Origin of the sequence: Psychrobacter sp. Ps2 (assembly GCF_022129405.1) — a bacterium.
In the GTDB taxonomy this organism is placed as follows: Bacteria; Pseudomonadota; Gammaproteobacteria; order Pseudomonadales; family Moraxellaceae; genus Psychrobacter.
On record NZ_JADQAM010000034.1, the window covers coordinates 62,532 to 74,628 of the forward strand.

Sequence of the window (12,097 nt, forward strand, 5' to 3'; positions counted from 1 at the left end):
CTTTGCTTTTGTTATAATTACCTTATCAAATCAACAGCGTTAAGAAGTTGAGTCGAGTAATTAGCACGCCAAGTCTGACTTAAAAACAACGATAACGACAGTGTATTACGGACTTATTTTTACTTCTTTCGCTATTTAATTTTACTGTATAGTAGAACGATACATTCGATACTACTACCTATACCAGTCACGTGACAACCTATTTTTTGATAAAACAGCCAGACAATAATTGCCGACTTCATAACAGTCAGTATGCGTTTGCCAAAGGTTTTAACAGTACCAATATTTTATTTATAGCATCAACTTAACTACCGAAAACAAGGAATCCAATATGGACGACAATAAAGCCAAAGCCCTCAAAGCGGCATTAGGTCAAATCGAAAAGCAATTTGGTAAAAACACCATCATGCATCTAGGCGATGACTCGGCCATTATGGATGTCGACGTGGTCTCTACAGGCTCTCTAGGATTAGACATTGCGCTTGGCATTGGCGGTCTACCAAAAGGTCGTATTGTTGAAATTTACGGCCCAGAAAGCTCAGGTAAAACGACGATGACCCTGCAAGCTATTGCAGAATGTCAAAAGCAAGGCGGTACCTGTGCCTTTATCGATGCTGAGCATGCGCTTGACCCTGTCTATGCACGCAAGCTTGGGGTAAATACTGATGACTTATTGCTCTCGCAGCCTGACAATGGCGAGCAAGCACTTGAAATCACCGATATGTTGGTACGCTCAGGCGCGATCGACATGATTGTAATTGACTCAGTAGCCGCCTTGACGCCACGTGCCGAGATTGAAGGTGAAATGGGCGACTCACACATGGGTCTACAAGCGCGTCTGATGAGCCAAGCCCTACGTAAAATCACTGGTAACGCCAAACGCTCTAACTGTATGGTGGTGTTTATTAACCAAATCCGTATGAAAATCGGTGTTATGTTCGGTAGCCCTGAGACTACGACTGGTGGTAACGCGCTGAAATTCTACGCCTCTGTACGTATGGATATCCGCCGTATTGGTGCGGTCAAAAACGGTGATGAAATCATCGGTAACCAGACCCGTGTCAAAGTCATTAAAAATAAAATGGCACCACCTTTCCGCCAAGCTGAGTTTGAAATTACTTACGGTGAAGGTACGAACCACTTAGCCGAAGTCATTGACTTAGGTGTAGAGATTGGAGCCGTTGGCAAAGCAGGATCTTGGTACAGCTATGGCGACGAAAAAATCGGTCAAGGTAAAGCCAACTCTGTGCTTTTCTTAAAAGAGAACCCTGCCATTGCTCAAGAAATCGAAGACAAGATTCGTGACGAAAAGCTTGGTACAAAGAAAAATAGCAAAGCCTCAGAAACTGAAGAAGCAGAACAGGCTTCTGAACCTGTACAATAATGGTTTAACGATTAACCGTTGTCAGTCACTATGATTCATTATGAAAATTAAAACCTTAGCTGAAATTCTAGCTGAGTCGGGTGCCGACTCAGCTAGTTCTGTTGATAGCAAATTAAAAAAACCGTCCAAGAATTCTCATACGAAAGAGTCTAAAAAACCAGAGAAATACAGTAAACGGACTATCCGTTCAAGTAAAGATGATTCAGTCACGAATGACGCTACTATTGATACAGCGTTTTTTGAAGACTCCTCTCTTAAGTCAAAGAAAACTTCTAAATCTAAAAAACGTAAAAAGCGTTTTCATCCAGCGGCCAATTTTACCGCTGAGCCTAGTGACGCCCCTACATATCAACCACCTGAAGCACAAACCATCAAAGAGATGCTGGCAGAAGTCAAACTCGACATTCATAATGACGAAATCAGTGATGGTTTGACAACTGGTTCTAGTGATAGCACTGAGCCACTATCCAAAAACTCAGAAAATGAAGCTGAGCTTTTTGCTATCAATGTTAGTGAAACAGACAGCCAAAACGATAACATACCAGCCGCGCTCAAAGCCTACTTACGAACCCCTGAACAAAAACAAGCAGAAATCGATGCGATTAAAGCTGAAAGTCGATTGCGTTGGCTCGCATTTTATTATTTATCACGCCGTGAATATGGTAAGGCTGAGCTAAAGCAAAAGCTGATCGACAAAGAGCAAGACCCAGAGAAAATTGACGCACTACTTGATGAGTTTGAAGAGAAAGGGTATCAGAGTGATTACCGCACTACCCTAATGCTGATACGTGAGAACATTCGCAAAGGCCGCGGACGTGGTCGGATCAAACAAGAATTCTATCGCAAGAAGATTGCTATGCCAGGTAACATCGATGAGCTAATCGATATGGCAAATACTGAGTCTGATGAATTTAGTGAGTTTGTAGATGATGATGCAGACAACCTAGTCGATGGTGTAGATTGGCTAAAACTGGCGGTGATAGCACGTACCAAAAAATACGGTAATGAGATACCAGTTGAGCAAAAGGAAAAAGCCAAGCAGCTACGATTTTTACAATATAGAGGGTTTAATACCGATATATGCTTTGCCGCGCTTAACTATACGCTAGACACGTTAGATGAGCGTTTTTAGCCAATACTCACCTATAAATTGACTAGGTAAAACAGTGTAGTCGATTCAATTTAAAAGTAGTACAAGGCAACTTAGTATAGATGTACATTAAATACTTCAAGCGAGGTTAGCGCGGTAATACTTTTATAGTGGAATGACTATAGATTTAGATGGCTTATTAATAATAACCAAGCACTTTCCACCAAATTAAACCAGCTCCTATCCAAATGACTAAGTTAACTACGCTCATAATCGCACCAATACCCCACCACTCTTTCAACGTCACATAACCCGAGTTGAAAATTACAGGGGCCGTACCAGTCGCATAATGGGTCAACGTCATCATGATGTTACCCGCTGCAGCTAAGATTAAAGCATATAACATTGGCGGCGCGCCTAATGTCAGGCCAACCGCATAAAATGCTGCAAATAGTGCAGTAATATGGGCGGTAGTACTAGCGAAAAAATAGTGTATATATAAATAGACTAAGGTCAGAATTGTCACTGCACCTATCCAACCTACCCCAGTCGTTCCAATAAGAGACTCAATATTGCCCGCGAACCAGCTAATCAAACCAAGCTTGTTCAGATAGGCGGCCATCATAATCAGTGCACCGAACCAAACAATGGTGTCCCATGCAGACTTCTCTTTTAGAATGTCATCCCACGTCAATACACCACTCAATATCAATGTCGTCAAGCCAATAAAGGCGGTTGTGGTGGCATCAACGCTATACTGCTCACCCAAAATTAACGCAGGAATATTAGCCCACAATACCAACATAAGACCAAATACACCGAGCATTATTTTTTCATGGGTGCTGATCTGACCCATTTCGGTCAGATTATCTTTTGCGAAGTTTTTTGCATCAGGTGTTGCTTTGACATCAGGTGGATAGATCATATAAATAATTAATGGCATGACGATTAGACAAAGCATCCCAGGTATAAACATTGCTACTGCCCACGTTGTCCATGACAGCTGAATATCGCCACCTGTTGCTTTATTGACCAGCTCTACGACTAAAGGATTGGGAGCCGTAGCAGTGATAAACATACCAGAAGTAATAGGATTGGCGTGGTAATTCACCATCGCTAAATAGCGACCAATTTTGTTTTGAGTACCTTCCTCTGGTGTCGAGTGAAAGCTCTGCGCAATGGATTTCATAATAGGGTGAATAATACCACCACCACGCGCCGTATTAGAAGGTGTGATGGGTGCAACCATCAGCTCAGCAGCGGCCAAGGAATAAGCCACGCCAATGGTTTTTTTACCAAAGATAGAAATGAAATAATAAGCGATACGGCGACCCAGTCCTGTCTTGATCAACCCACGTGATATCATCACCGCAATACCAATGAGCCAAATCAAAGGGCTTGAATAGCTAGATAATGCATCGCTAATGGCTTGCTTCGGACTATCACTAGTTACGCCTGTCAACGCGACTAAAGTAACTGCAATAATTGCAATCGCGCCAATAGGTAGTGCTTTTCCTATAATGGCAACGATAGTAGCGATGAATAGTGCCAGCATATGCCACGCTTCTGGTGTGACACCCGTTGGTACTGGGATGACAAACCAAATTATCAAACCAACTAAAATAGCAATAGCCGCTTGAACAGGCTTAAATGGCATAAATAAAAATCCTTATAGAATCATTAGACGAGTAAATAGACAGAACATTTACCTTAAGATTTTTTACCTTAAGATTTTGAAGATGACACATGTTACTGCCATAACTGAAGTGATTGTCCTAGTTATTCTATAAGATTTATAGAATCCTTACGCCATTGTTTACTATTTTTAACATATCCATTTAGATTAAAAGATAAATTCATAATGAGTTTTCTGTTAAATACGGTACTCATTTACAAGTAATAAAAAAACAGCCCATCTAATGACGGGCTGTTTTCTGTTAGATTTTTATCAAGATAACTGGTTTTGTGAATAGAAACCTAACTTATAAAAGACTACTTAAAATTACCCAGACGACTAGATAGCTGGCTAATGATTTGATCTATCTCTTCATTGGCCTCAGACTCATTATCCAGATTGCCATTAGGGGTTAGCTGATTCATTACCTCAGGCAACAGCTCAGCAAGTCCCTGTCTTACTTCAGTTTCATTAGCACCAGTATGAGCGGCTACTTGCTGAATTTCGTTTTCATCAAATAAGCGGTTAATTTCGTCTGGATTTAAATTATCGTTTGCTTCGTTATTACTCATCCAAGAGCGTGCTTGACCTTCATAGCCCATGCCAGTGATTTTTGACAATGCCCCGCTCAAGCCACCATTACGTTTGATCCAGCTAAGTACCATAGGCATCAATGCTGCAACGAGCATACCTTTACCACCAAACCCACTATTAGTACGCTGACCACCTAATACACTACCTAAAATATCACCGAGTCCGCCAGCACCTGAGCTCATACCGCCGCGCTGACTACCGCCCGTGAGACCACCAATGATGTCATCTAAGCCAAAACCATTATCTGCTTGACGGCTATTTTGTTGAGGGCTATAACCACCTGCCTGACTGCCACCGCCCAGCACACTACCTAAAATATCACCTAATCCGCCCGTCTGCCGTGTTTCAGTACGTTGGTTAACTGGATTGCGCTGAGCGTCGTCTGGACTCATTGCACTACGTGCCACTTGGCTCACTAAATTCCCTAATAAGCTCATTATCTATTCCTCTTTTTATCGTATTGTTTAGTACAAAAATACTGCTAAAAATTGTGAAACCTCATATCTGCCTATATGTTCTTTAATAACGGGACAGCAAAATTACGAGTTTTATTTTCTATTTTTAATATAACAGATTTTAATATAACAAACCTATTTGTCCTTTGAGATAGCTATTTTGTTATGACGTGTAGAGATTTTTCATCGTAAAAGGAGAAGTCTAAGACCAGTAGATAACCAGTTATCTAGTATTACCCTTACTGGTATTGGCTAAAATATTTAACTGTCGCCATTGCTCGTGATTTACTTGGTCGCGAAATACAGTAGTCGAAAACGTTCTTTGATGAGGCTCAACGATATCGAACTCGACACTCATCGCCCACTGATAGCGATGTATATCGATTAACTCTGCTTGCCATAACTCATCGCCGCGTCCCGTTCGTATCAGTAATTGCCATTCTTTATCGACACGCTGACTGAGCGATGGCTGACTAATATGTAACAGTATCGGTCTCGATATAATCAGATAACCTGCGACCGCTGCTGAGACTATTAAGATCAGTAGATACTGCCATAAGGCCAAAGACGCAAACCATGCCAATATCATCATAACACTAGTCAAGCCTACATATAGCAGCGCGCGTAAATAACTGGCAGGCTTAATAGTTGTATCAATACGTAGCGAGGTTGCTGGCGTCATATAAGCGTACCATGGGAAACGTTAGATATTGTGCCGACCCATACCTTAAGAGCTAAACCAAGTCTTTGGTATGGCGCCATGTTTTTATCTTATTGACCAACGCCCAGATGTCGTCCTCTTCTGGACGATTTTGATTGGTAAAATAGTCTAGCAAGTCTGGGTCTTCATGAGTGAGCATTTCTGCAAATGTTGCTTGCTCAGTAGCATCTGCTGTCAGATACAACTCTTTGACATAAGGATCAATATAAAAATCCAATTCTTTTAATCCGCGGCGAGCTTGATAAATAATACGGCGCTGTTCGTTGGTTGGTTCTGGCTGAGTTGTACTTGTCATAGATTTACTCTTATTAATTGAGACAGTTTTATTGGTTTAGATAGTTTAAAAATAGACGTTAAACATAGCGTATAGAATATTTATAGTCTTGAAATCTCACTATGCATTTGGACATGTAGAATGAAATTAACAACGATATACTGACAGTTGACTCCATAAGGCCACTGCTTGCTGCATCATCGCCACATTATGCGTACGAATGATACTTGCGCCTTGTTGTAAGGCAAATAGCCCAGCTGCCGTTCCTGCCGAATCACGCTCTACCGCTTGCGTCGTACTCACAGCTTCAGCTCCACTTTTGGTCAATACTTCTGCCAAGAAACGCTTACGAGAAATGCCAAACATCATCGGCAGTCCTAATGTCTGCAAGCTACTCAGCTGACTTAATAGCTCGCAATGATGTTCATAGTTTTTGGCAAAACCAAAACCTGGGTCGATAATGATATTACTTTGTTTGACGCCGATGCTGACTACTTCGTTAATCCGGTCAATCAGCTCCGTATGCACCTCATCGATCACATCGTTATACTGTGCCAGATTATTCATTGTCGTTGGCTCACCGCGCATATGCATTAGCATCACAGGTATATCAAGCTTAGCCGCCAGCTCTGCCGCACCAGTACGTTTCAGTGCTCGTACATCGTTCCAAATGTCAGCACCTTCATTAAATGCTGCCTGCATGACTTCAGGGCTACTAGTATCAATCGATAACCAAATACTTTCACCACAGTGCTGACGAATGGCTCGAACCACCGGCACAACTCGTTGCATCTCCTCATCAGTTGCCACAGTTTGCGCATTTGGGCGAGTAGATTCACCACCGATATCGATAATAGTAGCGCCTTCACTTATCATCTGCTGACAATGAGCGACGGCCTTATCTACTGCATTAAACTGCCCACCGTCTGAAAATGAATCTGGCGTTACGTTCAGGATACCCATGATATGCGGTTGCGACAAATCTAAGGTTTTATCACGGCTAGACACTTGATAGTTGGGTAAAGATTGGAATAATGACATGAATAATCCATCACAAGTAAAATTTATAATGCAGCTTTAGTTATTGTTATCTACGCTTATGATACCAGTAAATCTTATGGGGTTCTAAATCCTTCATAAAATGATGACAATAAAAAAGCCCTCTATCATAAAGGGCTTTTTATAAAACATGAATACACTAGCACTTACATCGCTGGTAATGGTGGCGGTGTAGCACCCGTTGTTTTAACGTCGTTTTTCGATAAGTTTACTTCGTTATGCTGATAAACTCTTGGTGGACGCGGTTCTTCACCTGCTAAGATATCTTGCAGTTGGTCACGATCAATGGTTTCCCAGTTCATAAGTGCATCAACCATCGCATGCATTTTGTCTTGGTTGGCTTCAATCAATTCACGAGCGATATCATATTGCTCTTCTAACATACGACGCACTTCTTCATCGACCTTCTGCTGTGTGGCTTCTGAAATCGTACGTCCACCACCGCCGAAATATCCTTGCGAGTTGTCATCATCTTCGTACACCATAATACCAAGTGCATCAGACATCCCGTACTTCGTGACCATCGCACGTGCCATTTTAGTAGCACGCTCAAAATCGTTCGAAGCGCCCGTTGACATTTGATTGATAAACACTTCTTCGGCGATACGACCACCAAACAAAATAGCAATATCGCTCAACATTTTCGACTTGTACATACTGGTCTGATCATGCTCAGGCAACTGCCAAGTGACACCAAGGGCAAAGCCACGCGGCATAATAGTAACCTTATGCACAGGATCTGTACCTGGCAATAGCTCAGCTACTAACGCATGACCCGCTTCATGATATGCAGTGGCACGGCGCTCTTCTTCGCGGATTACCATTGATTTGCGTTCAGGACCCATATATAGCTTGTCTTTGGCATCTTCAAAGTCATTCATATCGACGCTGGTCTTGTTACGACGCGCGGCAAATAATGCAGCTTCGTTTACAAGGTTGGCAAGCTGTGCACCACTAAATCCAGGCGTACCACGAGCAAGAGAACTGGCATCTACACTGATCGTGTTTGGCAGCTTTTTCAAATGGACTTTTAGGATTTGTTCACGGCCTTTGATATCCGGCAAGCCTACTTGCACCTGACGGTCAAAACGACCTGGACGCAGTAATGCTTTATCAAGTACGTCAGCACGGTTAGTTGCGGCAATGACGATAACGCCTTCATTACCTTCAAAACCATCCATCTCAACCAATAGTTGGTTCAATGTCTGCTCGCGCTCATCATTACCGCCGCCCATACCGGAACCACGATGACGACCGACTGCATCAATCTCATCAATAAAAATGATACAAGGAGCGCTTTTCTTCGCCTGTTCGAACATATCACGGACACGTGATGCACCAACACCGACGAACATTTCAACAAAATCAGAACCTGAGATTGAGAAAAACGGCACTTTAGCTTCACCAGCAATAGCTCTCGCTAACAACGTTTTACCCGTACCTGGAGGACCTACCATCAAGATACCACGAGGAATCGTTGCACCCAATTTGGTAAATTTGTCTGGATCACGTAAGAACTCAACCACTTCAACAACTTCTTCTTTGGCTTCTTCACAACCGGCCACATCTTCGAAGTTAACATTGATTTGATCTTCAGTCAGCATTTTCGCTTTTGATTTACCAAAGCTCATTGGGCCGCCGCCTTTACCGCCAGCGCCGCCCTGCATGTTACGCATAAAGAATAAGAACAGACCAATAATCAATAGAATTGGGAAGCTGGCTATCAGTAGTTGCATTAGTACGCTTTGGCGCTTTGGTGCAGTTCCTTGAACTTCGACTTGGTTCTCACGTAGCATTGGCATGAGCTGGTCATCTGACACAGCTGGTCTAATGGTCTCAAAAGATGAGCCATTTTTCTTTTCGCCGGTGATCTGTTCGCCGTCGATCTCGACACTGGCTACTTGGTTTTCTGACACTGCGGTCACAAACTCAGAGTAGTTAAGGTTATCCGGCTCAGAAGATTGATCAAAGCCGCTAAACACCAGCACCAAAACGCCGATTACCACCAGCCACAATAAGGTATTTTTTACCATGTCGCTCACTAGTTATTCCCATCCCTTACTTATTGGTGTGTTTATTAAACACGTGACGTCTATAAACGTATTGCTCATTTTTAACGAATATCCCGATAATAAAAAGCTGCTAAATTAAACTTATATGATTTATAGGTAGCATAAAAATTGTTTTTATAAATAATCAGTATGAGATAAACATAGATATACGATCATTGAGCTTGTAAAACGCTTATTATCAGACGACTTTGCCTAAAACGTATGCTAAAAACAAAGGTAATATACCATGATATGTGGTGCTAACCCGCATAATTCAAGCAGGTTTCACGATTATTCCTTTAACAATTGACGCAGCTTTTATATCGCGATAATAACACTTTATGGTGATTTACCCTCACGCTTACAAGAGCAGCAACCTATTGATATTAAAACTATTTAATCGCTATCCAAAACATCTCTTTTGAGCGTGGTCGTGACGCACCTGGCTTTATACTACGAATCTTACTAAAATCCTGCTGCATCTGCTTGCGTAATTCTTGTGTACCCTCACCTTGAAACACTTTCATAATAAGTGCGCCACCTTCTGGTAAGGTTGCAAGCGCGAAGTCCACTGCCAGCTCGCATAAATACATCATACGTGGCTGATCGATAGCACTGTTTCCAGCGGTATTGGGTGCCATATCAGACAATACAACATCGACTTGTCTATCACCCACTTCTGCCATAATGGCGTCAAACACTTCAGCTTCACGAAAATCACCCTGAATAAAGGTCACATCAGGCAAGGTATCCATCGCCAAAATATCAGAGGCAATCAAGATACCATCATCACCTACCAATCGACCAGCGACTTGTGACCAGCTACCAGGCGCACTGCCCAAATCGACGACCGTCATGCCTTTTTTGATCAGGTTGGTTTTTTCATTAATCTCTAATAATTTATAAGCGGCACGGGCACGGTAGCCATCTTTTTGAGCTTTTTGTACATAGTGATCGTCAATATGCTCTTTCATCCAAGCACTGCTGCTCTTTGATAGTTTTTTGTTTTCGATACGCGTGGCCAAAATACCTGCTCCTATTGCTTTACTAAATCTAGCTGCTTTAATTGCGCTATCACTTACAAACTGATATTAATCCGTTGCAGATTATTCTAAATACAGTGTTAATCAGATTTCTTATTCATGGTTGGTTGCAAACTGACCAAATTCTATTGGTTAAATAACTGTTTTATAAGGCAGTAGCGTTTATAATGTACCAAACATTCAGTTTAACATTTTCGTCACGTAAAATCGTGCAAAATCCTGCTGATCTCATGCAAGATGGTCACAGATTATCTATAATGATCAATAACTGTTTTTGACAGTACCATTTTTATTTTTACCAACACTTAGGAATTCTATGCAACTCGATAACGCTACCATCAAACGTCTAAAAGGCATCGGTCACGAGCTAAAGCCTATCGTTATGATCGGCAACAAAGGTATTACCCCAACCATCACTGAAGAAATCGATCGCGCGCTAACAGATCATGAGCTTATCAAAGTGAAATTGCCTGCTGGTACAAAAGAAGAGCGTGACATCGTTGGCGCTGAACTTGCTAAAGCGGCTAATGCGTCTTTGGTTCACTCTATTGGTCGTATGGCATTATTACTACGCAAAAACCCAAATGCCAACCCAAAACTGTCTAACCTAGCACGTCACGCGCAGTAATATGTCATGATAGACTGGCATTAAGTGACTGGGTTTTATATTCACTTATATCATAGCCAAACGATAATGAAATACAAAGGCCGCGACGCTTATTGCTCGCGGCTTTTATGTTTTCCGATAGTCTCGGTTATATTTACCATATAGTATTAGTGCCCTTAATCAGTATACTTTCTCTTGTCACTATCACCTCTTTATTATTACCGTCGAGATGTACCCATAATGAAACAAGCTTTTAACCTCCGTCTAGCCACCGAGACGATAGCAAAAGACGCTCAGCAATTAGGCGTGTCTATAGAAGCGCTTGAGAATATCTCTATCAAAGTAAGTGCAGAGATCATCCAGCAACCAGCTTTGCAACTGGGGCTGACCTATCAAGTGATTCTGCCTAGCCAAACTTTAGCAAACCAACTCAATTGGCCAACATGGCAAAAAACCCAAGTAAATTTAACTGATTACCTATGGGAAGAAACCTGCCTTGAATGTTTTATTGCTGGCAGTGAGATTGCGGGCTGTAAGACTGATGCTGAAGATATCGTGGCACCTCACCAGACAGAACCGCACAAGATATCATTTCAGCAAACAACTGCTTATATAGAGATTAATGCGAGTCCTGATGGTCGTTACGCACTTTATCAATTTGTGAGCTATCGTAACCCTGCGGTACTACCGCCTGCACCGTTGTACGAGACTGATGGAACCACGCGCGTATCTATTGGTTGGAATAACCATAAGGATTTGACATCTTTAACAGTAGCAAGCCTACTATCTAGCACTTTAACGGCAGTGCAGACACCTGCTCATTATGAGCGCAGCTTTAGCCTACCTATAACGCAGCTACCGAATCAACAATACGCTATTGCAAACATGCTGATTGAACAAATACATCCTTGCGTCATCTTATGGTTTGGCAAAACTGATTTATACTTTGCCTCGGGCCATGCCTCCCCGCCTGATTTTCACAATCGCGACTATTGGCCAAAGTTTGAGCTTTGATTTGGTTGTATGAGCTGTACTCATTTAAATACAGCTATTCTTAGATATAATTATGGGGCTGTAGTAGATAAGCACTATGCTAGACTACTTTTATGAAGATAACCCGTTGTAAACTAAGTAAAAAAGCACA

The 12,097-nt window shown here is 42.0% G+C and carries 11 protein-coding genes; 4 read left to right on the forward strand and 7 right to left on the reverse strand.

Translation table 11 applies throughout. The features are described from left to right. Window positions 1-331 precede the first annotated feature (331 nt). Together recA and I3254_RS02765 are read left to right on the forward strand one after the other, a co-directional pair. Window positions 332-1,384 (forward strand): recombinase RecA, encoded by a 1,053-nt coding sequence (gene recA / locus I3254_RS02760; protein ID WP_238050975.1) that lies wholly within the window; start codon window positions 332-334, stop codon window positions 1,382-1,384. A 40-nt stretch (window positions 1,385-1,424) separates the two neighbouring features. Continuing rightward, window positions 1,425-2,516, forward strand: coding sequence for a regulatory protein RecX (locus I3254_RS02765; RefSeq protein WP_238050977.1), 1,092 nt, complete (start codon window positions 1,425-1,427; stop codon window positions 2,514-2,516). A gap of 157 nt (window positions 2,517-2,673) precedes the next feature. On the opposite strand, the gene I3254_RS02770 is transcribed toward I3254_RS02765, so the two are convergent. The 7 genes from I3254_RS02770 to I3254_RS02800 all read right to left on the reverse strand — a co-directional run bounded on the left by I3254_RS02770 (window position 2,674) and on the right by I3254_RS02800 (window position 10,328). Further along, window positions 2,674-4,131 carry an anion permease gene (locus tag I3254_RS02770; RefSeq protein WP_238050979.1) on the reverse strand — a complete coding sequence of 486 codons (1,458 nt, stop codon included), beginning with the start codon at window positions 4,129-4,131 and terminating at the stop codon, window positions 2,674-2,676. Between the two features lie 335 nt (window positions 4,132-4,466). After that, window positions 4,467-5,180 (reverse strand): YidB family protein, encoded by a 714-nt coding sequence (locus tag I3254_RS02775; protein ID WP_238050980.1) that lies wholly within the window; start codon window positions 5,178-5,180, stop codon window positions 4,467-4,469. A gap of 241 nt (window positions 5,181-5,421) precedes the next feature. Next, window positions 5,422-5,880 (reverse strand): hypothetical protein, encoded by a 459-nt coding sequence (locus tag I3254_RS02780; protein ID WP_238050982.1) that lies wholly within the window; start codon window positions 5,878-5,880, stop codon window positions 5,422-5,424. 52 nt (window positions 5,881-5,932) lie between these two features. Further along, entirely contained in the window at window positions 5,933-6,214 is a 282-nt protein-coding gene (locus I3254_RS02785) for a succinate dehydrogenase assembly factor 2 (RefSeq protein WP_057761419.1), read from the reverse strand. Between the two features lie 126 nt (window positions 6,215-6,340). Beyond that, on the reverse strand, window positions 6,341-7,234 hold the full coding sequence (gene folP / locus I3254_RS02790) for a dihydropteroate synthase (protein ID WP_238050984.1): 894 nt from the start codon (window positions 7,232-7,234) through the stop codon (window positions 6,341-6,343). 164 nt (window positions 7,235-7,398) lie between these two features. Next, entirely contained in the window at window positions 7,399-9,294 is a 1,896-nt protein-coding gene (gene ftsH / locus I3254_RS02795) for an ATP-dependent zinc metalloprotease FtsH (RefSeq protein ID WP_057761422.1), read from the reverse strand. A gap of 401 nt (window positions 9,295-9,695) precedes the next feature. Beyond that, window positions 9,696-10,328: an SAM-dependent methyltransferase gene (locus I3254_RS02800; RefSeq protein ID WP_057761424.1), complete on the reverse strand. Its 633-nt coding sequence runs from the start codon at window positions 10,326-10,328 to the stop codon at window positions 9,696-9,698. 334 nt (window positions 10,329-10,662) lie between these two features. Between I3254_RS02800 and I3254_RS02805 the strand changes: the two genes are divergently transcribed. Together I3254_RS02805 and I3254_RS02810 are read left to right on the forward strand one after the other, a co-directional pair. Next, window positions 10,663-10,974: a YhbY family RNA-binding protein gene (locus I3254_RS02805; protein ID WP_057761426.1), complete on the forward strand. Its 312-nt coding sequence runs from the start codon at window positions 10,663-10,665 to the stop codon at window positions 10,972-10,974. A 219-nt stretch (window positions 10,975-11,193) separates the two neighbouring features. Then, entirely contained in the window at window positions 11,194-11,967 is a 774-nt protein-coding gene (locus tag I3254_RS02810) for a hypothetical protein (protein ID WP_238050986.1), read from the forward strand. Window positions 11,968-12,097 lie beyond the last annotated feature (130 nt).

Coding starts and splice junctions, on each gene's coding strand:
- folP (WP_238050984.1), bottom strand. CDS start 7,234: ATGTCATTATTCCAATCTTTACCCAACTATCAAGTGTCTAGCCGTGAT.
- I3254_RS02770 (WP_238050979.1), bottom strand. CDS start 4,131: ATGCCATTTAAGCCTGTTCAAGCGGCTATTGCTATTTTAGTTGGTTTG.
- I3254_RS02765 (WP_238050977.1), top strand. CDS start 1,425: ATGAAAATTAAAACCTTAGCTGAAATTCTAGCTGAGTCGGGTGCCGAC.
- I3254_RS02785 (WP_057761419.1), bottom strand. CDS start 6,214: ATGACAAGTACAACTCAGCCAGAACCAACCAACGAACAGCGCCGTATT.
- I3254_RS02775 (WP_238050980.1), bottom strand. CDS start 5,180: ATGAGCTTATTAGGGAATTTAGTGAGCCAAGTGGCACGTAGTGCAATG.
- I3254_RS02805 (WP_057761426.1), top strand. CDS start 10,663: ATGCAACTCGATAACGCTACCATCAAACGTCTAAAAGGCATCGGTCAC.
- I3254_RS02780 (WP_238050982.1), bottom strand. CDS start 5,880: ATGACGCCAGCAACCTCGCTACGTATTGATACAACTATTAAGCCTGCC.
- I3254_RS02810 (WP_238050986.1), top strand. CDS start 11,194: ATGAAACAAGCTTTTAACCTCCGTCTAGCCACCGAGACGATAGCAAAA.
- recA (WP_238050975.1), top strand. CDS start 332: ATGGACGACAATAAAGCCAAAGCCCTCAAAGCGGCATTAGGTCAAATC.